At 66.6% G+C, this 21767-nt stretch carries 19 protein-coding genes; 6 read left to right on the forward strand and 13 right to left on the reverse strand.

Translation table 11 applies throughout. The annotated features are described in order from the left end of the window. Positions 1–18: 18 nt before the first annotated feature. The 5 genes from HLA98_RS14690 to HLA98_RS21400 all read right to left on the reverse strand — a co-directional run bounded on the left by HLA98_RS14690 (position 19) and on the right by HLA98_RS21400 (position 6186). On the reverse strand, positions 19–702 hold the full coding sequence (locus HLA98_RS14690) for a response regulator transcription factor (RefSeq protein ID WP_004136763.1): 684 nt from the start codon (positions 700–702) through the stop codon (positions 19–21). 73 nt (positions 703–775) lie between these two features. Further along, positions 776–1150, reverse strand: a complete 375-nt coding sequence (locus HLA98_RS14695) for a hypothetical protein (protein WP_049448207.1) — start codon at positions 1148–1150, stop codon at positions 776–778. A 213-nt stretch (positions 1151–1363) separates the two neighbouring features. Further along, positions 1364–2395, reverse strand: coding sequence for a tRNA dihydrouridine(20/20a) synthase DusA (gene dusA, locus HLA98_RS14700; RefSeq protein WP_057500032.1), 1032 nt, complete (start codon positions 2393–2395; stop codon positions 1364–1366). Positions 2396–2492: 97 nt separating this feature from the next. After that, positions 2493–5273 carry a peptidoglycan-binding domain-containing protein gene (locus tag HLA98_RS14705; protein WP_080392857.1) on the reverse strand — a complete coding sequence of 927 codons (2781 nt, stop codon included), beginning with the start codon at positions 5271–5273 and terminating at the stop codon, positions 2493–2495. Positions 5274–5322: 49 nt separating this feature from the next. Further along, a complete protein-coding gene (locus HLA98_RS21400; protein ID WP_160320752.1) occupies positions 5323–6186 on the reverse strand; it encodes a lysozyme inhibitor LprI family protein in 864 nt (287 codons plus the stop codon). Positions 6187–6451: 265 nt separating this feature from the next. Between HLA98_RS21400 and HLA98_RS14715 the strand changes: the two genes are divergently transcribed. Together HLA98_RS14715 and HLA98_RS14720 are read left to right on the forward strand one after the other, a co-directional pair. After that, positions 6452–6856 carry a lysozyme inhibitor LprI family protein gene (locus HLA98_RS14715; RefSeq protein ID WP_232015484.1) on the forward strand — a complete coding sequence of 135 codons (405 nt, stop codon included), beginning with the start codon at positions 6452–6454 and terminating at the stop codon, positions 6854–6856. 42 nt (positions 6857–6898) lie between these two features. Beyond that, the gene (locus HLA98_RS14720) at positions 6899–8680 is read left to right on the forward strand and encodes a peptidoglycan-binding domain-containing protein (RefSeq protein ID WP_057500035.1); all 1782 of its coding nucleotides are present in this window, start codon (positions 6899–6901) and stop codon (positions 8678–8680) included. A 222-nt stretch (positions 8681–8902) separates the two neighbouring features. On the opposite strand, the gene HLA98_RS14725 is transcribed toward HLA98_RS14720, so the two are convergent. After that, positions 8903–9550 carry a hypothetical protein gene (locus tag HLA98_RS14725; RefSeq protein ID WP_129550591.1) on the reverse strand — a complete coding sequence of 216 codons (648 nt, stop codon included), beginning with the start codon at positions 9548–9550 and terminating at the stop codon, positions 8903–8905. A gap of 69 nt (positions 9551–9619) precedes the next feature. Between HLA98_RS14725 and HLA98_RS14730 the strand changes: the two genes are divergently transcribed. Further along, on the forward strand, positions 9620–10213 hold the full coding sequence (locus tag HLA98_RS14730; protein ID WP_057500036.1) for a DUF4304 domain-containing protein: 594 nt from the start codon (positions 9620–9622) through the stop codon (positions 10211–10213). 178 nt (positions 10214–10391) lie between these two features. Here HLA98_RS14730 and HLA98_RS21470 read toward each other — a convergent pair whose 3' ends face one another. Further along, entirely contained in the window at positions 10392–10571 is a 180-nt protein-coding gene (locus HLA98_RS21470) for a hypothetical protein (protein ID WP_057500061.1), read from the reverse strand. A gap of 104 nt (positions 10572–10675) precedes the next feature. On the opposite strand from HLA98_RS21470, the gene HLA98_RS14740 reads away from it, so the two are divergent. Together HLA98_RS14740 and HLA98_RS14745 are read left to right on the forward strand one after the other, a co-directional pair. After that, positions 10676–11656: a cation diffusion facilitator family transporter gene (locus HLA98_RS14740; protein ID WP_057500037.1), complete on the forward strand. Its 981-nt coding sequence runs from the start codon at positions 10676–10678 to the stop codon at positions 11654–11656. Between the two features lie 110 nt (positions 11657–11766). After that, on the forward strand, positions 11767–12192 hold the full coding sequence (locus tag HLA98_RS14745; protein ID WP_004153735.1) for an organic hydroperoxide resistance protein: 426 nt from the start codon (positions 11767–11769) through the stop codon (positions 12190–12192). A gap of 228 nt (positions 12193–12420) precedes the next feature. Here HLA98_RS14745 and mmsB read toward each other — a convergent pair whose 3' ends face one another. Genes mmsB through HLA98_RS14770 form a run of 5 tightly spaced genes read right to left on the reverse strand, consistent with a single transcriptional unit; the run spans position 12421 to position 17960 of the window. After that, a complete protein-coding gene (gene mmsB / locus HLA98_RS14750; protein WP_057500038.1) occupies positions 12421–13311 on the reverse strand; it encodes a 3-hydroxyisobutyrate dehydrogenase in 891 nt (296 codons plus the stop codon). Further along, positions 13308–14483, reverse strand: coding sequence for an enoyl-CoA hydratase/isomerase family protein (locus tag HLA98_RS14755; protein WP_057500039.1), 1176 nt, complete (start codon positions 14481–14483; stop codon positions 13308–13310). The genes mmsB and HLA98_RS14755 overlap by 4 nt, the downstream gene beginning before the upstream one ends. After that, a complete protein-coding gene (locus HLA98_RS14760) occupies positions 14480–15277 on the reverse strand; it encodes an enoyl-CoA hydratase (protein ID WP_049449380.1) in 798 nt (265 codons plus the stop codon). Before HLA98_RS14760 ends, HLA98_RS14755 begins: the two co-directional genes overlap by 4 nt. Beyond that, complete coding sequence (locus tag HLA98_RS14765; protein WP_435369326.1) at positions 15274–16428, reverse strand: acyl-CoA dehydrogenase family protein; 1155 nt, start codon at positions 16426–16428, stop codon at positions 15274–15276. Before HLA98_RS14765 ends, HLA98_RS14760 begins: the two co-directional genes overlap by 4 nt. A 26-nt stretch (positions 16429–16454) precedes the next feature. Beyond that, positions 16455–17960, reverse strand: coding sequence for a CoA-acylating methylmalonate-semialdehyde dehydrogenase (locus tag HLA98_RS14770; RefSeq protein ID WP_057500041.1), 1506 nt, complete (start codon positions 17958–17960; stop codon positions 16455–16457). Between the two features lie 114 nt (positions 17961–18074). On the opposite strand from HLA98_RS14770, the gene HLA98_RS14775 reads away from it, so the two are divergent. Then, positions 18075–19442, forward strand: a complete 1368-nt coding sequence (locus HLA98_RS14775; RefSeq protein ID WP_057500042.1) for a helix-turn-helix domain-containing protein — start codon at positions 18075–18077, stop codon at positions 19440–19442. A gap of 346 nt (positions 19443–19788) precedes the next feature. On the opposite strand, the gene HLA98_RS14780 is transcribed toward HLA98_RS14775, so the two are convergent. Continuing rightward, positions 19789–21681: a patatin-like phospholipase family protein gene (locus HLA98_RS14780; protein WP_057500043.1), complete on the reverse strand. Its 1893-nt coding sequence runs from the start codon at positions 21679–21681 to the stop codon at positions 19789–19791. Positions 21682–21767: the final 86 nt, after the last annotated feature.

Genomic DNA, 21767 nt, shown 5'->3' on the forward strand with positions numbered 1-21767 from the left:
TCGCCAGGGTGAGCCGGCTCAGCCCTCGTTGCGCGGGATCGCGAAACGGTAGCCGCGGCCGCGCACGGTCTCGATCGGCTTCAGCTCGCCATCCGGGTCCAGCTTCTTGCGCAGGCGGCCGATGAAGACCTCCAGCACGTTCGAGTCGCGGTCGAAGTCCTGCTGGTAGATGTGCTCGGTGAGGTCGGCCTTGGAGACCAGTTCACCGGCGTGCATCATCAGGTACTCCAGCACCTTGTACTCGTAGCTGGTCAGGTCGACATTGCTGCCGGCGACGCTGACGGTCTGCGCAGCCAGGTCCAGGGCAACCGGGCCGCATTCCAGCGTCGGCTTGCTCCAGCCAGCGGCGCGCCGCAACAGCGCGTTGACGCGGGCCAGCAGCTCTTCGACGTGGAACGGCTTGACCAGGTAGTCGTCGGCGCCCTGCTTCAGGCCCTCGACCTTGTCCTGCCAGCTCGAACGCGCGGTCAGGATCAGCACCGGGAACTTCTTGCCTTCATCACGCAGGGCCTTGATCAGCTCCATGCCCGACATCTTGGGCAGGCCAAGGTCGATGATGCCGACATCGAACGGGACTTCGCGCCCCATGTAGAGGCCTTCCTCGCCGTCCTGCGCAGCATCGACGGCAAAGCCTTCGCGCTTGAGCCGGGCTGCCAGGGTCTCACGCAGCGGGGCTTCGTCTTCGACCAGAAGGATACGCATGAACTCTCCCTAGTGTCCTGGGTGTGGCCCGGAGGCCTGTGGGGTACGGGTTGATAGCGACAACTATCCCTGTTCAGGGGTTATCGCCGCGTAGTGATGACATATCCGACCGCGGCGTGCGCGGCTGTGAACGCGACGGGGCGGGGTCGTCCATGTAGCGGACCCGGCCCCGATCGTCCATGTACTTCACCCGGTTGATGTCACGACCGTCGAACGGAACGCGCTCGGCGCCGAGGATGTGGCCTCCGGTGCTGCGCTGCACGCGGCGCACGGCATCGGACAGCGAACGTTCGTCGCCGCGGTTGCCGCGCTCGCCCCGCTCCATCATCTCTGCACGCCCCTGATCGCCACGCGGCGGCTGTTGCGCCAGCGCCGATGACACCGGCACAGCCGACAGCACCACGCAGGTGGCCAGGGCAATGCGGCAATGGAAGGGAGCGGAAGACATCGATGCGATCCTAGCCGAGCACGGCGATTCGTTCAAAAGTCGTAAATCCGGGTGCCGGGTTCGGGGCCCGGTGTTTTACAAATCCTTTGCAAATTCTTGGTTTGGGGCAGTGAATCCGGTCTGAACTTTTCCGGTCCAGCGTCCGGGTTGTTCAGCTAAGTGAACATTCGGGACGAATCGCCGCTGCTTGTCAAGTCAGGAATGTGACTGCGGTCACGCTGCGGCGCGATCAGCTTCGCGTTCGGTGACCGCCAGGGCCTGTTCGACCAGGCTCCAGTCGGCGCCCGGGCGGTGTGCGCCCTCGCTCAGCACCTGACGGAATGCGCGGCCGCCGGGCTGGCCGTGGAACAGGCCGAGCAGGTGGCGGGTGATGTGCTTCAGCGCCAGGCCTTCGCCCAGACGCGCCTCGATGTAGGGGCGCAGCGCGCGCAGCAGGTCACCACGGGCCTGCAGCGGGGCGCCGGTGTGCAGCGCCTCCAGCTGATGCAGCAGGTAGGGGTCGTGGTAGGCCGCGCGGCCCAGCATCACGCCATCGACGTGCGCGGCCTGCGCCTGCACCGCCTCGATGCTGGCCAGGCCGCCATTGAGCACCACCGGCAGTGCCGGGCGCTCCTGCTTCAGCCGGTAGGCCCAGTCGTACTTCAACGGCGGAACCTCGCGGTTCTCCTTCGGCGACAGGCCCTTCAGCCAGGCATTGCGGGCGTGCACCACCACCATTGCCGCACCGGCGACAACCTGGCGGTCGACGAAGGCGGCAAATACGTCGTAGTCGTTGTCCTCGTCCACGCCCAGGCGGCACTTCACCGTCACCGGGATATCAACCGCATCGACCATGGCCGCCACGCACTCGGCCACCAGCACCGGCTCGCGCATCAGGCAGGCGCCGAAACGGCCAGCCTGCACGCGGTCGGACGGGCAGCCGCAGTTGAGGTTGACCTCGTCGTAACCCCACTCGGCGGCGATGCGCGCGGCCTGTGCCAGCAGCGCCGGATCGCTGCCACCGAGCTGCAGCGCCAGCGGCTGTTCGCTGGCATCGAAGCCGAGCAGGCGCTCGCGGTCGCCGTGGATGACCGCATTGGCGTGCACCATTTCCGTGTACAGGCGTGCGCCCGGCGCCAGCACGCGATGGAACACGCGGCAATGGCGATCCGTCCAGTCCATCATCGGGGCAACGGAAAGGCGCAGGGAATCGGCGTAACGGGCGGTGGCGGACGTCATCGGGGTATTGATCGTGGAGACTGGCATTGCCAGTGAGATCAATAGTTTACACCGACCGGCTGAATGGCGGCGGGCGCCCCCCGGGGCCGGTGCACCCGCCCTGCGGGGAACGCCGCGGCCCGCCCTACTGCACGCGCCCCTTCACCTGCTCCTGCTGCGCGTCCTGCGCCTGCGCGTTGAACTGGGTCTCCAGTTCCGCGCTCTGCCGGGTACTGGCCTCGACCGACTGCGAGACCGCCTGCTGGCGATCGACGAAGATGCGCTGCGCCGCCGGATCACCCGGCGTGCCCTGCACCGCGAACAGGCCGGTGCCATCCGGGCGTGCCACCACATGGTCGATCTGGCGCATGCCGGCCACCTTGCTCTCGTAGGCCAGCTGGCCGGCCGCACGCTCGGCTTCCTGCGGGTTGGCGAACAAGGGGGACAGCCCCGCCTGCACGCGCTGCTGTTCCAACCCCTGCAGCTTCTCCAGTGCCTGGGCGAAACGCGGGTTTTCGGCATGCCCGGGGTCGCGCATGCTGGCCGGTGCTGCAGGTGCTGGCGGCGCGGCCGGTTCGGTGTGTACCGGGCCGGCGGCGGTCTGCGCACCGGCCTTCAGCGCGGCCGGATCTGCCAGGCGGGCCAGGGTGAGACGGCCCGCCTTGCCGTCATCGTCCAGGCCGTTGTTGGCCTGGAACTGCTTCAGCGCCGCCAGCGTGTCCTTGCCGAAGATGCCATCGGTGCCCAGCGCGGTGCCGTCGGCGGCGGTATAGCCCAGCGCCGCCAGCTTGCCCTGCAGGGCCTTGACCTCGTCACCGCGCTCGCCCTTCACCAGCATGCCATCGGCCATCGGTGCCTGCTGCGCGTCGCGTGCGGCCTGCGCGGCTTCAGGGCCCTGTGCCTGCACCTTGCCGCCCAGAGTGATGCGGTCGTTGAGAATGTCCCCCAGATAGCGCCGATACTGGTCCGGCTCGACTTCGATGTGCGCGTGTATCGCGCCCGGCGACCCAACATCCGACTGCCGCACCAAAGGTGCGCCGTACTCGACGAAATCCCCGGTCTTGTACGGAATGGACCCGCGCGCGCCGTGCAGCACCTGGCCCACCAGCTCGCGACGCGCATCGCCGACCGGATGGCTGTAGATGCTGATGGAATTGGTGTCGTCGTCGTTGAGCTTGACGTAGCCGGCCACCGGACTGGGAACCATCAGGCTGCGCCCGCCTGACCGATCGGTCAGGATCAGGTCCTTCTGCACCAGCGGAATGCCGTTGCGGTCTTCGCGTCTGCGCACCGCCTCCAGCTCGCCCTCGACCTTTTCGGCGGTACGGTCGACCCTGCTGGCGTCGCCCGCGCGCACGGCGGCCGCGTTGGTGTTGGGGTGGTGGATCTTCAGTTCGCGGAACGCCTCTTCACCACTGATGCCGTGACGCAGGGTGCGGTTGCTGCCGCCATTGCCGTAGGGCTCCACCACCGTGATGCGCTCGCCGCCGGGTGCAGCGGCGGCAGGTCCGCTGCGGCGCTCGGGCGCAGGTGCCGCTGCGGGTGCGGCAGGTGCAGCGGGTGCAGCGGGTGCAGCGGGTGCAGCCGGTGATGGCGTTGCAGGGCGATGCTGTGCGGCTTCGGCATCGATCGCGCGGCGCGTGGATGCGTCGGCCATGCCGGTGGCCGGCAGATGGTGCTGCTGCTGGAAGGTATTGATGGCGTGCTGGCTCCCCGCCCCCAGGTAACCGTCGGGGGTAATCAGCTTGCCCCGCGCATCGGTCAGCCCCAGTGCCGCCATGTCAGCCTGCAGCGCGCGTGCTTCGCGGTCGATCGCGCTCAATGTGGCCGGCCCGGCCTTGCCATCCACCGGGGTCAGGCCATGGTCACGCTGAAAGGCCTCGACGGCCTGCCGGGTGGTGGCATCGAACTGGCGGTCGGGATGGATGGCCTGCGCCCCCGTCCCGCCATAACCCAGCGCGTGCAGGTTGTGCTCCAGCTTTTCCACCGCGCGGCCACTGGAGCCTTCCTTCAGCACCTGCGGACCACCGCCACCGTGTCCATGCGCTCGCGCCTGTTGCAGCGCCACCCGGATGTCCGGGTCACTGCCTTCGGTGGCAGGTGCGAAATCGCGGCGCCCCACCTTCAGATGCGCCCGGTCCATCGCCTCTTTGTTGCTCGCGTAGGCGTCTTCATACCCGGCAGCGACGTCGGCGGCGGTCAGCCCGGCATAGAACTTCCTGCTGTGGCGGATCGCGGCGGCCTGGTCGCGCAGGTCCTGGTAATCCCCGCCGCGCTTGAGCACAGCTTCCAGATCATCCAGCCGGCCCGGCAGCTGGTTGGCCGTCTTGGCAATCAACGCGATGGCCTCGAAGCGCTTGTCTTCGGCAATGCCGCTGCCATGCTTTTCCAGCATGTTCATCGCAATGTGCGTGGCGTTGCGTACCTGCGGGTAGTCGATGTGCGTGTGGATCCACTGCTTGCCTTCCGGCGAGCCGGCCCAGGCATTGATGCTGTCGCGGGTGGGCGCATCGATGAAACGGATGGACGGCCGTTTCTCCCGTCCATCCCCATGGCTCAGCAGGTCCGCACGCAGATCGGCGCGATCGTGGGTGAACGGCAAGCCGTGTGCGCTGGCATAGGCACTGGCCTGGTCGATCACGGCATCGACGTAGGTCTTCTCGCCTGGCTTCAGCGTGCGGCGCTCTGTCGCGCCCAGCGGCCACGTACCGCGCTGGCCGAAGTCGACCTGGATGGTGCCCAGCGAATAGCCGCTGTTCTCGGCCACCGCGCCGACGGTGCCCCACTTCGGCTCATGCAGGCCCTTGGTGATGCCGGCAATGGAGAGATGGTACGACGACCCACCGCCTTCCGTGCCGCGGCCGACGGCGAAGAACACTGCCCCGGCGGTGGCATCAAGATTGCGGGTATCGATATGGGTAGGCATGGCTCAGTTCCTTGTCCTTGGAGAGTGACCGGGCGCGGACAGCGCTGGCTCAGCGGGCCAGCACGCGCCCCTGCAGTTCGATGGCGCGGTTGGCGTACCGGTTGATGCGGCACGACTGTGCGTCCAGCATCGCCCCCACATGGTCACTGGCAGGCGCGCAGCGCTTGTCGGTGTCTTCAACCCAGTTGGCCTGCTCGTCCATCCAGCGGTCCTTGGCCGGACTGTCCGGGCTCGCCATCAGACGCGCTACCTGCGCCTCCAGCTGCTGCTTCTGATAGGCAAACTCGGCGGCGTCGCACGCTTCAAGCTGGTCGTCCATGCCGCGGGCGTCCTGCACGCAGCGGGTGTATTCATCGCGCAACGACGCCTTCGCATGGGAGGTGTCGGGAGGAGCGCTCTGTGCCAGCAACGCATCGGCACGATTGGCCATGCGGAACAGGCGGCATTCCTGCGCCCTCTGCAGCGCATCCACGCCGGCATCGGCCGCTGCGACGCAATGACGGTCGGTATCGCTGCGCCAGGCCGCCTCGCCGGCGCGGAATGCAGATGTGGCAGCCGCGTCGAGTCCGGCCACCGCCTTGGCGGTGCCCTCCTGCAGGCGCGCCTGCTGGTAGGCCAGTTCATCCTCGCCGCAGGCCTGCAGCTTGCCTGCGTCTTCCACGCCATCCACGCACCACCCGTAAGCGGGCCGCAGGCGGCCTTCGCTGTAGGAGCTGTCGGGGTAACCGGTGGGCGCGCCGCCTGCCGGCGCCAGCGCGGCCGGCGCTGACGCAGCGGCGGTGGATTCGGCCGATGCGGGGGAAGAAGGGGCCTGGCAGGCGGCCAGTACCGCACACAGACCCAGCGCCACCCAGTGCCGGCGGCCAGCGTGCTTCGTTACATTGCCCTTGCGGGGTGCCATTGCTTCACTCACGTGCGTCTCCCTGGCGTGCAGCCGGCGGGTGCCGGCCCAAGCGGGGCCGTCCATCGGTCCCCATCACGCGGGCCATCCTAAGGCAGCCTTCCGCCCCGGTACCTGACTGGATTCATGTTGCACCGATGCCGCCGCTGAAGTCCGGCCTATAGGGCAACCGGTCACATTTGTCGTGAATCGTTGACGACGACGAAATAGTGACGCCGCTATAGTCCAGCGCTCGCAATGGATTGGACGTGTGGAGCAGATGATGCAGCACAAGCGCATGAGCAGGACCCTCGCCGCCGCGCTGGCGATTGCCGCCCTGGCCGTCGGCACGGCAACCGCAGCACCGGCTGCCAGCGGGCTGAGCCCGACCTTCACCACCTGCCGGGACAAGGCGCAGGGTGCTGTCGAGCAGGCCGCCTGCCTGACCTCGGAAAGCGCCCGTCAGGACCAGCGCCTGAACCTGGCGTACCGTCAGCTGCAGGCAAAGCTGAGTGGCGCGAAGAAGACCAAGCTGGTCAATGCCCAGCGCGCGTGGCTGCAGTCGCGCAGCCGCGATGGCGAACTGGATACCGCGCTGTACGACGATTCGCAGCCCGGCAACCTGCAGGGCGAGCTGAACGATGTGATGCGCCTGAGCGCGCGTGCCGACCAGCTGCAGAAGTATCTCCAGCTGCTGGACTGACCCAGGAGGGGCGGACCCTCTGACTGAACAAGGATGTAAGACATGCCAACCAACATCGATACCCACGATCTCGACGCCACCTCCGGCGCGGTGTATTTCGCCGTCGGCCGAGGCACCGAAGGTGGCCCCGCCTCCTACCACCTGGCCATCGCCGGCATCACCCAGGGCGTGACCGAACCGCACTGGGGTACGGTGAACAAGGTCGCGCAGAACAGCGGTTACAGCCTGGGCGCGATCCAGGTCGACTTCGGCCAGCGTGGCGAATGGGCGCTGGGTGCCATCGACGGCCATGCCCTGAAGCCGGGCGAGACGACCTATGTCGACGCGGTGATCGATCAGGCCAGCGCCTACGCCAAGGCGCACAACCTGCCCTTCACCCAGGACCATGCCGACCTGCGCCGCGACCTGCTCAGCCACGGAAATGGGCTCAGCGGGCGCAGCTCGATCCAGTTCATCGATACCCACACGCGCGACAGCATCAATGCCTGGGCCGGTTCGGCCGAGGGCAAGCAGTGGATCCACGCCAACATCGACTACCCGCAGGTGCGCAACGCCACCCGGATCGGCATGACGATGGTGGACACGCACGGCAGCAACATCGCTGAGGAGAACCGGTTCGAAGCGATCAGCCTGATCGCCAAGACCGCCAACCAGTTGCCCAGCCAACTGCCCAAGCTGCAGAAGGTGCTGGAAGAAGGCGGTGACTACGAGGCGCTGCGCGCGAAGGCCGGGCAGATCCGCGAGACGTACCAGTACTTCGACGCGCCCAAGGCCGGCGACATCGCCGTGCGCTACGAAGACGCCTACGCCAGCAACAAAGAGGCGATGGACCGTGCCCACGCCAAGGTCAGCAGCCGCGACTACTCGCCCGCCGGTGAGCACAACGATTCGGACATCAAGGTGGCGCTGGACCAGATCGGCGCACCGCGCCAGCAGGCCGGTTCGCAGACGTTGAAGGAAGGGTCCAGCGGCCGTGACGTGCTGAAGCTGGAAAGCAACCTGGTCACGCTGGGCTATGCCAGTGCTGACGGCCAGCAGACACTGAATCCGGACCGGCGCTTCGATGCCACCACCCGCAAGGCGGTGGAAGACTTCCAGCGCGCGCATAATCTGGACCCGGTGGACGGCAAGGCCGGGCCAGCCACGCTGGCCGCGATCGACCGCGACGCGCGCGAACTCCAGGGCAGCCTGGCCGCGCTGGGGCTGACCGACGCCAAGGGCCAGGCCATCGGCAGCGATGGCTATCTGGGCGGTGGCAGCCGCCATGCGATCAATGCTTTCCAGCAGCAGCATGGCCTGCCTGCGACCGGCATTGCCGATGCGGAAACCCGCCAGGCGCTGGCCAATGAAGTGCAGCAGCGCGCGCAGGCGCAGGGCAACACCCCGGAACAGCAGGCAGCGGCCGAGCCTGCACGCGAGACGGTGTACCCGATGTCCGACCCGCGCAGCCCGCAGAACTGGCTGTACACCGAGACCCTGGTGCATGTGAAGTTCGCCGAGGAAGCGCGTGGCCTGCCCTCCGGCGAGCACAGCGAGAAGCTGGCCGCTGCCCTCACCGTGGAAGCTGCGCGTGCCGGCCTGTACCGGGTTGATCGCGTTGAGCTGAACCAGGATGGCTCGATGGCGCGCGCGGTGCAGGCCAATGCGCTGCATGACGAAAGCGCGTTGAACCGCAATACCGCGCCGGTATCGACCGCTGACGCGATGCGCCAGAGCGTGCAGGAGAACAGCGAGCGGGCGTTGCAGGTGAGCGATCAGCAGCGCGAGCAGCAGAAGATCGACCAGCAGACCCAGCAGCACGGTCCGCGGGCCATGATGGCGTAAGAGAGCGGGCCAACTGGCCCGTGAGTGCCATTGCCTTGCTCACCCCTCGTCGGCTTGAGGCCGACGAGGGCGTTGGTTGAGGTGCGTCGGGGATTGTCGCAAATGCGAGGTCTTGCGCCCCGGAGCGTGCCCACGCTTCGAGGTAGTCGGCCTCGAGGTGTAGTCGATCCGGTTTGATCGCGTCGACGCTTTGACGACAGATGAGTCCGTCCGGAGCTTTCCCTAAGTGGTCAGTACCCGCCATCCATAGGCGGTCTGCTTCCAGTAGGCGTCCTGGCCATCTCCGGTCCATGCGAACGTCCACTTCTCGCGTGCGCATCCTGGAAGATCGTTGGTAATAGTGATCTTCTCTCCGGGAGCACCATGATGGAAAAGGGCGCGGATGGCTGGCGTCCGAGGTGAATCCCGCTCCCCCCTACAGCGATGGCGAATGGTCAGTGTCCCAAGTGCAAGCGTCCGCTGGTGGACATCCTTGCGTGCGTCCAGCCATCGAACGACTTCGTTCGCTTCGTCAGTTCCGGCGCTGTAGCGCGTGGTCCGATCGACGGCAACCGCAAGGCGGTCCAACGCCATCACTCCCGGCCATGTCGTCGAACCAAGCGCAAGCGCAAAAGCCAACAGACATTTGAATGACACCGAAAAATTCGATTTCATGGATGCTGCTTCCTTGAACGCAGAATCGCGTGTCTTCAGCCTGCTTCCATACGCAGAAGATTGGCAATGAGAAAAGCTGCAATCTGCATCATGCGATCCGATGTCTTTCGGGATTTTGCGAACCAGGGAACGACGGCCAAACAACAACTTTTGTTGATAGCGACAGCTACTGACGTCAATGCCAGTTACCGCTCCCAGCCAAGTCGATACACTCATTACCTCGCACCGGCTTGCCCAGTCTGAGAGGCCTCGTCTGCAATCATCCTCCCTCCTGATGCTCGCCTCATGACCGCTATCACAAAGCGCGCCCTGAGCATCGTCTACGCATCCTTGAAGGACGCAGGATTTGTCCGAAGTGGACCAACCTTTACGAGATGCCGCGAGAATTTCATCGATGTGCTCTCACCTCAGATCAGAAGCGACGGCAAAGCATTCGCACTCAATGTCGGTGTGCTCGCCCGCTTCATCCCGGGGCGTTGCATGGATCGGACCACGAATCTCAACGAAACCGACTGCGATGTGAGATGCAGGGCCGCTCCCACAGGGAAAAGCGACCATTGGATAGCCGTTGAAAAGGACGCTGATCTGCTCAGGACTGAGGTGGATGCTCTATTGTCAGGGAGTGCCCTTCCCTTCTTCTCAAAGTTCCAGGACATCGATTCCATCTGTGAAGCTCTGACGGTCGCGGCCATTCAGGCTGACACGACGCCGGCACACTTCAGTTCGATCACGCGCGTCGGCAGGGCCCTGCTCGCTGCCCTTTCGTGGCAGGCAAAGGCTGACACCGAGTCTGCCAAGGCGCTGGCCACATATGGACTCTCCATATGTAATGGCGCTACCGCACTCAAAAGCCGATTCAGGAAAATTCTGGAGGATTAGCCGCCCCCAGAACCGGCGTGGGCATTGAAGCACCGCCGCTTCAGTGCCCGCTACCCGCGCCGCCCACCTGCTCGATCAACGTCTGGCTGGCAGCATTCAGCCCCACCGCCGTCACCTTCGCCCCATGTGCGGCCAGCTATTCCTGCGCGCGTTCCAGCGCGGCCGCGGCGGTCAGGTCTCACAGGTGGGCGTCGCGCAGATCAATCTGTACCTTCGGCGCCACGTGCTGGTAATCGAACATCGCACCCATATGGCCGGCCGAGGCAAGGAACACCGGCCCACTCACGCGGTAGACCTGCGTGTCACCGGCATCGTCGCGCTGCATATCCAGCATGCGGCCGAGGAATTCGATGTTCATGTTGGCCACGCCCTGGGCGACGCATTCGCGGTCACGCTCGCTGGGCGTCTCGGCGATGTCCTCGACGTTCTGCGACGATGCCGGACAGCAGAAGACAGCGGAGCATGGCGTCGCTCTACAATCGGGCCATGGCCACCGACCACCCGCATTTCTTCGACCCCGCCACCGAACAGGGCGTGCTGCGCCTGTCGATCGCCGGCGCACTGCTGCTGGCCGCTGCGGCGGTGGTGTTTGGCCTGCTGGCCAATTCCTCGCTGATCATCTTCGATGGCATCTACGGCCTGATCGACGTGGTGATGACCTGGCTGTCGCTGCTGGTGGCCCGGTTGATAGCGCTGTCCACGCAGACCGATGCCCTGCAGTCGCGGCTCAATCAGCGCTTCACCATGGGCTTCTGGCACCTGGAGCCGATCGTGCTGGGCGTGAGCGGCACGCTGATGATCGGCGCGGCACTGTATGCGCTGGTCAATGCGGTGGATGCGCTGATGTCCGGTGGCCGCCACATCGCGCTGGGCCCGGCGATCATCTTCGCCGGCCTGTCACTGGTGGCCGAGAGCGCGCTGGGCTGGTTCGTGCTGCGCGCCAACCGCCGTATCGGCTCTGAATTCATCGCGCTGGATGCCAAGAACTGGGTGATCGCGGCCAGCATGTCGGCCTGCTACATGGTCGCCTTCCTTGGCGGCGTGCTGGTACAGGGCACGTCCTGGGCCTGGATCGGGCCGTACATCGACCCGGCCATCCTTGCCTTCGTCTGCGTGCTGGTGATGATCGCCCCGCTCGGTACCGTGCGCCGGGCGCTGGCCGGCATCCTGCTGGTCACCCCGCCGGAGCTGCAGGCGCACGTGGATGCCGTGGCACGCGCGATCGTGGCCAAGCATGGCTTCGTCGAGCACCGCAGCTACGTGGCCCAGGTGGGCCGCGGCGAGCAGATCGAGCTGTTCTTCGTGGTCCGCGAGGACGACCCGCCGCGGCCGCTGGTGGAATGGGACCAGCTGCGCGACGAGATCGGCGATGCGCTGGGCGAGGCCTCGCCGGACCGCTGGCTGACCATCATGTTCACCACCGACCGCGAATGGACGATCTAGGCCCGCAGGACGATCGATCAAGTTTTTCGTACGCTTTGCAACCCAACGTACGCGGAAACCGGGCAAAGTAGGCTCCAACGAAACACCCACCACCGACCAGGAGCATCCCGATGTCCATCGAAAAGGTTCTGTACACCGCCCAGGCCACCTCCACCGGCGGCCGTGAAGGCCGTTCCGTCTCCTCCGACAACGTGCTGGACATCCAGCTGTCGACCCCGCGCGAGCTGGGCGGCGCCGGTGGCCCGGGCACCAACCCGGAGCAGCTGTTCGCAGCCGGCTACTCGGCCTGCTTCCTGGGCGCGCTGAAGTTCGTGGCCGGCCAGGCCAAGGTCGCGCTGCCGGCCGACACCACCGTGACCGGCAAGGTCGGCATCGGCCAGATCCCGACCGGCTTCGGCATCGAGGCCGAGCTGACCATCAACGTGCCGGGCGTGCCGCGCGAGCAGGTCGAAGAGCTGGTGCAGAAGGCGCACATCGTGTGCCCGTACTCGAATGCCACCCGCGGCAACATCGACGTGACGCTGATCGTTGCCTGATGCGGTGATGCCGGCCAGCGGCCGGCACTACCCGCGTGCAGGGCAAAAAAATGGGCGGATGCCGGTCGAAACCGGGCATCCGCCCATCCCACCTCGGGTGGGCCCCGGCGCGCGCCGGGGACGCATTTGCTTCTGTAGAGCCGAGCCCATGCTCGGCTGATCCGTCCGGCGCTGGAACATCCGGCGGAAAAGCAGCCGAGCATGGGCTCGGCTCTACCTACCCAAGCCTTATTTCTCGCTCGTGATGAGCTGCACGACGCTGGAGAAATCCAGCTTGCCGCGGCCGGCCTGGTGGTTCATCGAGTACAGGTTGCGGGCCACTTCGCCCAGCGGGATCGAGGCGCCGACGCTCATCGCCGCTTCCACCGCCAGGCCCATGTCCTTCAGCATCAGATCGCTGCCGAAGCCGCCGCTGTAGCCGCGCGAGGCCGGGGCGTTTTCCAGCACACCCGGCCACGGGTTGCACACTTCGGTGGCCCAGCTGCGGCCGGTGCTGACCGCCATCATCTGCGACAGCACCTTCGGGTCCAAGCCGTGCGCCACGCCGAGGGCGATGGCTTCGCCGGTCACCGCCATGATCACGCCCAGCGCCATGTTGTTGCACAGCTTGGCAACCTGGCCGGCACCGCTGGCGCCGACATGGAAGATGTTCTTGCCCATTGCCTGCAGCACCGGGCGGGCGCGTTCCAGCGCGTCCTCTTCGCCACCGACGATGAAGGTCAGGGTGCCGGCCTGGGCACCGGCGGTACCGCCCGATACCGGCGCGTCGATCATCTGCAGGCCACGCGCGGCAGCGGCTTCCGAAACCTTGCGCGCGCTGGCCGGGGCAATGGTGCTGCAGTCGATGACCAGTGCACCCGCCGGAATCGCGGCAAGAATGCCGTCCTCGCCCAGGTACACGCCTTCGACGTGGCGGCTGGCCGGCAGCATCGAGATCACCACCTCGGCATCGGCAAGGGTTTCGCGCGCCGATGCGGCTGCGCTCGCGCCGGCATCGACGGCGGCCTGCACCGCGGCCGGGACCAGATCGAAAACACGCACGGTGTGGCCGTTCTTGACCAGATTGGCGGCCATCGGGCCACCCATGTTGCCCAACCCGATGAATGCAATGCGGCTCATGCAAGGCTCCTTTCAACAAGGGGAGTGCCCAGGTCGGCCAGCGGATGCGCGGCATCGGCCCAGGGGGAAGCGAAGAAGGTATCGGCCCACGCGGCGGTGGCCTCGGCCAGGGTGGCCGGGTTCCACTGCGGATTGCGGTCCTTGTCGATCAGCAGCGCGCGGATGCCTTCGGCGAAATCACCGTGGGCGGCGCAATGCAGGGCGACGACGTATTCCAGGCGGTAGATCGCGGCCAGGTCCTGATCGGCACTTCGGCGCTGCAGCTCGTACGACAGCCGTGCCGAACCCGGTGCACCGGCGGCGAGGGTCTTCTGTGCTGCCTGCAACCAGGCATCGTCGGTCTGCAGACCGGCAATGCGCGCCACGATGGTCTGCAGGTCATCGCCTTCGCAGAGCACCTCGACCTGCGCTGCATTGGCCAGCAGCGGACCGGTCGCAGCATCACTGGCATGCGACTGCAGCAGATGGGTCAGGCGTTCGTGGTTGTGTGCGGCATCACTGGACCAGGCCACCTGCAGCAGCGCATCGAACACTGCACTGCGGCGCTCTTCAGCCACGTGCACATCGGCCAGGCCGGCGTAGATGGCATCGCCTGGATTGAGCAGTGCGCCGGTCAGGGCCAGGAACAGGCCGCCCTTGCCCGGCACGCGCGGCAGCAGCCAGCTGCCACCGACATCGGGGAACAGGCCAACAGTGATTTCCGGGAAGGCCAGCTTGGAGCGCTCGCTGACCACGCGGTGGCTGGCGCCGGACATCAGGCCGATGCCACCGCCCATCACGATGCCATGGCCCCAGCACAGGATCGGCTTTGCGTAGGTGTGGATGAGGTAATCGACGCGGTACTCGACGTCGAAGAACTCGGCGGCGTAGTCGTTCTCGCGGATGTCGCTGCGGCCGGCCTCGCGGAACGCGACCATGCTCTTGTACAGGCTGTGCAGGTCGCCGCCGGCGCAGAACGCCTTCTCACCGGCACCCTGCAGCACCACCATGGCGATGCCGTCGTCATCGGCCCAGGCATTCAGCTGCTTCAGCAACAGGTGCGCCATCGGCAGCGAGAAACCATTGAGCGTGCGCGGCGCGTTGAGCGTGGCGATGCCGATGCGCGTGCCGTTACCGGCCACGCGCTCTTCGAACAACACCGGTGCGTCGTCGGCAGCGGTGTCGGTGCTCATGCGTTCTTCCACTGCGCGGCGCGCTTTTCCAGGAAGGCGGTCACGCCCTCGACCTGATCAGCGGTATCGAACAGGTCGACGAAGGCTTCGCGCTCGGCCACCAGCGCCGAGGCGTGGGTGCCGGTGCGGGTGGACTGCACCAGGGTCTTGCAGGCGGCGATGCTGGTCGGGCTCTGCTTGCCGGCCTTCTTCGCCCATTCCAGGGCCAGTGCCTTGGATTCGCCCTTGCCGACCTTTTCTTCGGCCAGGCCAATGCGCAGTGCGGTCTCGGCATTGATGCGCTCGCCCAGCAGGATCATGCGCTTGGCCCAGCCCTCACCGACCAGGCGCGGCAGGTTCTGGGTGCCACCGGCGCACGGCAACAGGCCGACGGTGGCCTCCGGCAGCGCGACCTGGGCGTGGTCTTCGATGATGCGCAGGTCGCAGGCCAGTGCGCATTCCAGGCCACCGCCCATGGCGTAGCCGTTGATCGCGGCGATCGACACACCACGGAAACCGGACAGCGCTTCGAAGGCTTCACCGAAACGGCGCGCGGCTTCACGTGCAGCGGCCTTGTCACCGGAGGCGAACTGGTTGAGGTCGGCACCGGCGGAGAAGAACTTCTCGCCGTCGCCGGTGATCACCAGCGCGTAGATGTCGCGGTCTGCGTTGAGCGCGCCGACCAGGTCGCGCAGCGCTGACAGGCTGTGCACGGTCCAGGTGTGCGCCGGCGGGTTGTTCAGGGTGACCACGGCGGTGTGGCCATCGACCTCCACCTTCAGGCCCACGTGCTCCTGGGTACGCCAATCCTTCATCGCAGTTCCTCTTCGGTGTTGAGTAGGTGACGGGCAACGATCACCCGCATGATCTCGTTGGTGCCTTCCAGGATCTGGTGCACGCGGCAGTCACGCAGCAGGCGCTCGATCGGATATTCGCGGATGTAGCCGTAGCCACCGTGGATCTGCAGCGCTTCGTTGCAGATGTTGAAACCGGCATCGGTGGCGAAGCGCTTGGCCATCGCGCACCACACGTTGGCGTCGCTGGCACCGGCATCGAGCTTGCGCGCGGCGGTGTGCACCATCTGCCGTGCGGCCACCAGCTGGGTGACCATGTCGGCCAGCTTGAACTGCAGCGCCTGGAATTCGGCCAACGCCTTGCCGAACTGGCGGCGCTCGCCCATGTAGCGGCGCGCGGCATCCAGCGCACCCTGCGCGGCGCCCAGCGAGCAGGCGGCGATGTTGATGCGGCCGCCATCGAGCCCCTTCATCGCCAGCTTGAAGCCGCCGCCTTCCTCTCCCAGAAGGTGGCTGACCGGCACGCGGACGTTCTCGAAGGTGATGCCGCGGGTGGGCTGGCTGTTCCAGCCCATCTTTTCTTCCTTGCGGCCGAAGCTGATGCCCGGCAGGTCCGACGGCACCGCAATCGCGCTGACACCGCCGGCACCGGCACCGCCGGTACGCGCCATCACCACCAGCAGTTCAGTGGCACCGGCGCCGGAAATGAAGGCTTTCGAGCCGTTCAGCACATAGAAGTCACCGTCGCGCACGGCCGTGGTCTTCAGCGAGGCCGCATCGGAACCGGCACCGGGTTCGGTCAGGCAGTACGAGGCCAGCTTGAGGCCGGCGGCCAGATCCTGGCCCCACGCATCGCGCAGCGCCGGCTGGCCCCACTTGGACACCATCCACGAGGCCATGTTGTGGATGCTGATGTACGCCGCGGTCGACGGATCGACGTTGGCGAGCTCCTCGATGACGACGGCGGCGTCCAGTCGGCTCAGACCGCTGCCGCCCACCTCCGGGTCCATGTACAGACCGCAGAAGCCCAGTTCACCTGCCTTGGCGATCGCCTCGCGCGGAAAGATGCCCTCCGCATCCCATCGCGCGGCGTGCGGCGCCAGTTCGGCCTGTGCGAAGTCGCGCGCCGCCTCGCGGTACGCCTGCTGTGCTTCTTCCAGTTCCGTCGTCATCGAGTGGCTCATGGCTGCTCCTGCCGTTACTTCAGGCTGATCGTGGTGTTGACGCCATGGCTCAGCGTTTCGTCATCGAACCAGCGCGCGGTGACCGTCTTGGTCTGGGTGTAGAACAGCACCACCTGCTTGCCGTACGGACCCAGGTCACCCAGCTTGGACGCGCGCGAGCCGGTGAACGAGAACAGCGGCACCGGCACCGGGATCGGCACGTTGATGCCGACCTGGCCGACGTCGATGTCTTCCTGGAACTTGCGTGCGGCCGCGCCGGACTGGGTGAACAGGGCGGTGCCGTTGCCGTTCGGGTTGCTGTTGACCATCGCGATGGCGTCTTCCAGCGTTTCCGCTTCGAGGATGACCAGCACCGGCCCGAAGATTTCTTCCTGGTAGATGCGCATGTCGGTGGTGACACCGGCAAAGATGGTCGGGCCGACGAAGTTGCCCTTCTCGAAGCCATCCACCTGCGGCTTGCGGCCATCCAGTACCAGCTTGGCGCCCTGCTCCACGCCCGAGGCGATCAGGCCTTCCACGCGCTCGCGGGCGCTGCAGGAAATGACCGGGCCGACGTCGGTGCCGGACACGGTGCCGGCGCTGACCTTCAGGGTCTGGGCCTTGGCCACCAGGTCCTGCACCCAGTTGCGCGCTTCACCGACCAGCACCAGGGTGGAGGCAGCCATGCAGCGCTGGCCGGCCGCACCAAAGGCGGCGCCGACCATCGCGTTGAGGGTCTGTTCCTTGTTGGCGTCCGGCAGCACCACGGCGTGGTTCTTGGCGCCCATCATGCACTGCACGCGCTTGCCGGCCAGCGAGGCGCGGTTGTAGACGTGGGTACCGACGCGGGTGGAACCGACGAACGACACGGCCTTGATGTCCGGGTGGTCGCAGATCGCGTTGACCACTTCCTCGCCACCGTGGACGACGTTCAGCACGCCCTTCGGAATGCCCGCTTCCAGCGCCAGCTCGACCAGGCGCATGGTGACCATCGGGTCCTGCTCGGACGGCTTGAGGATGAAGGTGTTGCCGGTGGCAATGGCCATCGGGAACATCCACAGCGGGATCATCGCCGGGAAGTTGAAGGGGGTGATGCCGGCGCACACGCCCAGCGGCTGCATGATCGTGTAGGTATCCACGCCATTGGCCACGTTGTTGGCCAGCTCGCCCAGCTGCAGGTTGCCGATGGCGGCGGCGTGCTCGACCACTTCCAGGCCGCGGAACACATCGCCTTCGGCGTCCGGCAGGGTCTTGCCCTGTTCGGCGGTGAGGATGTGGGCCAGCTCGCTCATGTTCTCGCGGATCAGCTGCTGGTACTTCAGGAAGATGCGCGCGCGGGTACCGATAGGGGTCTTGCGCCAGGTCTTGAAGGCTTCCTTGGCGGCGGCGACGGCGGCGTCCACTTCGCCGGTGGTGGCGAACGGCACCTTGGCCAGCACGTCCTGAGTGGCCGGATTGATCACGTCCTGCCAGTGGGAAGTGGCCGATTCAACGAACTGGCCATCGATCAGCATGCGGATACGGGGCGCTGCAACAGTCATGACGACAATCCCACGGGTGCGAAAGATGCTTGGCATTATTCACAGCACCCACCTCGATTTCCGGGCTGAATCCGCTTAATCTGGCCAACACGCCAGACGATTCATGTTAATTCTGTGAATTATTCAGCCACCCAGCGGCAACTTGGCCTGCGCCTGCTGCGGCTGCGCGAGCAGCGCGGCTACAGCCAGGCCGATCTGGCACGGGCGCTGGGGCTATCGGCCAGCTACCTGAACCAGATCGAGCGCAACAAGCGCCCGCTCACCCCGGCCGTGCAGAAGAAGCTGGGCGAGGTATTGGGCGATGTTTCCGCACTGTTCGACGAAGATGAGCCCGCCGCGCTGCAGGAGTCATTGAGCGAGACCCTGCGCGACCTCGGCCTGGCCGATGTCAGCGCCACCGAACTGCGCGCCCTGGCCGGCAACCTGCCGCAGGTCAGCCGCGCGCTGCTGGACCTGCACCGCCGCCACCTGGCGCTGCGCGAGCATGCCGCCGCGCTGGAATTCCAGCTGGGCGAGCCCGGCGCCGGCAGCACTCTGCCCGCTGGCGACCAGGTGCGCGAGTTCTTCAACCGCATGCACAACCACATTCCCGAGCTGGATGAGCTGGCCGAGCGCCTGTTCGCCGAGTGGGGGCTGTCGCCCGGGCACGTGGCGCCGCGCCTGCGCCAGCTGTTGGCCGACCGCCATGGCGTGCTGGTGGAAGTGGCCGCGCTGCAGGCCGGGCGCGAGAAACGCCAGTACGACGCGGGCACGCGCCGGTTGTGGCTGCCGGACTACCTGGAGCCGGGCCAGCAGGCGTTCCAGATGGCCGCCGAGCTGGCCCTGCACGGCTACCTGCCGCAGATCGATGCGGTGGTGGCACGTGCCGGCTTCACCGATGAGGCACGCATCGCGCAGGCGCGGATTGGCTTGTCGAACTATTTCGCCGGCGCACTGGTGATGCCGTACATGCGTTTCCTGCGTGCGGCCGAGGCCAGCAGCTACGACATCGAGCTGCTGGCGCATCAGTTCGGCGTCGGCTTCGAAGCGGTTTGTCATCGGCTGAGCACGCTGGCGCGGCGCAGTGCGCCCGGGCTGCCGTTCTTCTTCATCCGCGTGGACCGCGCCGGCAACGTGTCCAAGCGTCATTCGGCCACCGACTTCCACTTCTCGCAGGTGGGTGGATCGTGTCCGCTGTGGATCGTCTACGAGGCGTTCAACCAGCCCGGCCGCATCCTTACCCAGACCGCGCGCATGCCCGATGGCCGCCGCCATTTCTGGCTGGCGCGTCAGGTCAGCAGTGGCCCGGTGGGCCATGGCCAGCCCCGCAAGACGTTTGCGGTGGCACTGGGCTGCGACCTGCAGCATGCCGAACGACTGGTGTATTCGCTGGGGCTGGATGTGCAGAGCCCCGGCAATTCGGTTTCGATCGGGCCGGGTTGCCGGGTGTGCCCGCGCGAGGACTGCATGCAGCGCGCGTTCGCGCAGTTGCCGGGGCGGTAGGGTTGGTTCGGCAGGGCTGCGCCCTGCACCTACCGAGGCCGAAGCAACAGCAACGGCAAAAGCTGGCATTCCGTGGGATGGCGGGGTGGATCCGGTTGCGGGGGACGCCGTAAACCCGTCCTTGGGGGCTTGGCCGCGGCATCCATGCCGCGGACACCCCCGCAACCGGGCCCACCCCGCCTTCGACAGTTTCCTGCCATCTGTCGGAACGACGTATTGCCCTGGTAGGTGTCGACCTTGGTCGACACGGTAGATCCACGCCATGCGTGGATGCTCTTCGATGAATGTTCGAAATATTCGATTTCGATGGACATTCATCCACGCATGGCATGGATCTACTACCGGGTCAGTAGATCGGCGTCACCTTCATCTGCGGCAGCGGGCGTGGTGCACCGTCAGTGAGGTCGGGGCCGAGGTCCTCCCAGCTGCGGCCCTGCTCGACCATCAACCCCCACAGCTGCTGCGAGGCCAGCCGCTTGTCTTCCGAGCCCAGCTTGTACGAGGGCGGAGACGGTTCACCGCGGGCAACCATCGCGTACGCCGCGCGGTAGGCCAGCACCTGCTGCGCCGGGTCGTCGGTTCGCGCCACTTCCAGCGTGTAGCGCTGGTAGGCCGAGGCCAGGTTGCGCCAGCGGATCCAGTAGTGGTTCTCGAACGAGAACGAACAGAAGCGCGCACCAGCCAGGCTGCCCTTGTCGGCGATGCGGGTCAGCACCTCCTGCGGCATGTCCAGGTTCATGCCGCCCTCGTCGCCCTCCAGGCTGACGTGCACGATGCGGTCGCGGTAGCCCGGCGCGCGCGCCTGCAGGAGATCGCGCCAGTTCTGCATGGTCGCCACCACCGCGAACAGGAAGCGGCCCAGCTCGGCGGCCGCCAGCGGTGTGGCGATCGACTGGTAGGTGCGCTGCCAGCCGTGTCGGTTTTCGGTGGGCAGAAACACCGCGTGTTCCAGCGACTGGCGGCCACTGCTGCCGTGGTTCACCTCTTCGGCGTGCTGCGGGTAGACCAGATTGATGGCGAAGGTCGGCCAGCGTGGCAATGCGGCGTCGAACAGATGGATCGGGAAGTTGCTGCTGATGCCACCGTCGGAGAACCAGCAGATGCGGAAGGCGGTGATCACCGGACCGCAAGCCTGCCCGGCGCTGGTCAGCCCTTCCATGCTGTCGGCCACGTTGTGCTCGGGGTCGGCCGCCGGTGCAGTCGGTTCGCAGCGACGCTCGCGCCGCGAGGGTTCGTGCAGCGGCACTGCGCTGATCAGCAGCGGGAAGCTCAGGCTCATGCGCGTGGCCACCAGCACCGGCAGCTGCGGGCCCGGCGGCAGGTGGTAGTACTGCCGCCCCTCCACCTCCAGCGGCGGGCCGGCCTGCGTCACCAGCCACTGCACCACGCTGGCCGGGAACAGCTGCTCGAATTCCTCGCGCAGGAACCAGAACTGCGCGCCACCCAGCGGCAGCGTACGCGGCTCGTTGTGCGACACGCAGGTGGTGATCATCTGCAGGCTGATCGCATGCGGGCTGTCCGGCTCGCCGGCATAGCGCGGCGCGTCGTGCAGGTCGGCGAAGGTGAGCGGTGCATCCAGCGGCTTGCCGGACAACTGCTGCAGGCATTCGTGCAGCCACTCGGTCAGTGCCGGCGTGCGTGCATCGCGGCCGAGTCCACTGCACAGGCCCAGCAGATTGCGCCGCGCCACACGCGCGACCCGCAGCGCGGCACCGGCCACGCCGGCACCATATGCACACAGCAGCGACGGCAGCAGTGTGGCCGCCACGCCGCTCCAACCACCGCCCCACCAACCCAGGCCGAGCAGCAGCGCCAACGACACCAGCACTTCCAGCGGCGCGATCTCGAACACGGCAACCGCCAGGCACAGCAGCTTGTGCGGCAGGCTGGCATTGCCGGTCAGCACCACCAGCAGCCGATAGGCCGCGCGCGCGCCGCGCGCCGGCTGGAACAGGCTGTAGATGAAGCCGCGCCGCGACAGCTGCGCCGATACCGCCGACAACCCGCCATAGCCGGCATCGCCGGGCAGGTGCTCGCCGGCCTGCTGACGGCGATCACCACACGCTGCCGCAGCCGCCACCGCCGCGGCGATGGCGCCGGCCGAAGTGCCGCCGATGCTCTTGAAGCGATACTCGCGCGCCAGCGCCAGTACCGCATTGGGGTACACGATGCCGCTGGTGATGCCGCCTTTCATGACCAGATCGCAGTACTTGTCCGCCACTGTCTTGCCCCCGAGCATGCCGTCCGCCGCGTGGGTACCAGTATGGCGCAGAGGCTTCTCAGGGCCTGAGACTCTCATCTACTGAAATACCGGTGATCAGTTCC

The organism is Stenotrophomonas africana (genome assembly GCF_013004645.1).
GTDB classification, from domain to species: domain Bacteria; phylum Pseudomonadota; class Gammaproteobacteria; order Xanthomonadales; family Xanthomonadaceae; genus Stenotrophomonas; species Stenotrophomonas africana.

Excerpts from the sequence above, each read along its gene's own strand:
- HLA98_RS14690 (WP_004136763.1), bottom strand. The coding sequence starts at position 702 with ATGCGTATCCTTCTGGTCGAAGACGAAGCCCCGCTGCGTGAGACCCTG.
- HLA98_RS14695 (WP_049448207.1), bottom strand. The coding sequence starts at position 1,150 with ATGTCTTCCGCTCCCTTCCATTGCCGCATTGCCCTGGCCACCTGCGTG.
- dusA (WP_057500032.1), bottom strand. The coding sequence starts at position 2,395 with ATGCCAGTCTCCACGATCAATACCCCGATGACGTCCGCCACCGCCCGT.
- HLA98_RS14705 (WP_080392857.1), bottom strand. The coding sequence starts at position 5,273 with ATGCCTACCCATATCGATACCCGCAATCTTGATGCCACCGCCGGGGCA.
- HLA98_RS14715 (WP_232015484.1), top strand. The coding sequence starts at position 6,452 with ATGAGCAGGACCCTCGCCGCCGCGCTGGCGATTGCCGCCCTGGCCGTC.
- HLA98_RS14720 (WP_057500035.1), top strand. The coding sequence starts at position 6,899 with ATGCCAACCAACATCGATACCCACGATCTCGACGCCACCTCCGGCGCG.
- HLA98_RS14725 (WP_129550591.1), bottom strand. The coding sequence starts at position 9,550 with ATGAGTGTATCGACTTGGCTGGGAGCGGTAACTGGCATTGACGTCAGT.
- HLA98_RS14730 (WP_057500036.1), top strand. The coding sequence starts at position 9,620 with ATGACCGCTATCACAAAGCGCGCCCTGAGCATCGTCTACGCATCCTTG.
- HLA98_RS21470 (WP_057500061.1), bottom strand. The coding sequence starts at position 10,571 with ATGAACATCGAATTCCTCGGCCGCATGCTGGATATGCAGCGCGACGAT.
- HLA98_RS14740 (WP_057500037.1), top strand. The coding sequence starts at position 10,676 with ATGGCGTCGCTCTACAATCGGGCCATGGCCACCGACCACCCGCATTTC.
- HLA98_RS14745 (WP_004153735.1), top strand. The coding sequence starts at position 11,767 with ATGTCCATCGAAAAGGTTCTGTACACCGCCCAGGCCACCTCCACCGGC.
- mmsB (WP_057500038.1), bottom strand. The coding sequence starts at position 13,311 with ATGAGCCGCATTGCATTCATCGGGTTGGGCAACATGGGTGGCCCGATG.
- HLA98_RS14755 (WP_057500039.1), bottom strand. The coding sequence starts at position 14,483 with ATGAGCACCGACACCGCTGCCGACGACGCACCGGTGTTGTTCGAAGAG.
- HLA98_RS14760 (WP_049449380.1), bottom strand. The coding sequence starts at position 15,277 with ATGAAGGATTGGCGTACCCAGGAGCACGTGGGCCTGAAGGTGGAGGTC.
- HLA98_RS14765 (WP_435369326.1), bottom strand. The coding sequence starts at position 16,428 with ATGACGACGGAACTGGAAGAAGCACAGCAGGCGTACCGCGAGGCGGCG.
- HLA98_RS14770 (WP_057500041.1), bottom strand. The coding sequence starts at position 17,960 with ATGACTGTTGCAGCGCCCCGTATCCGCATGCTGATCGATGGCCAGTTC.
- HLA98_RS14780 (WP_057500043.1), bottom strand. The coding sequence starts at position 21,681 with ATGCTCGGGGGCAAGACAGTGGCGGACAAGTACTGCGATCTGGTCATG.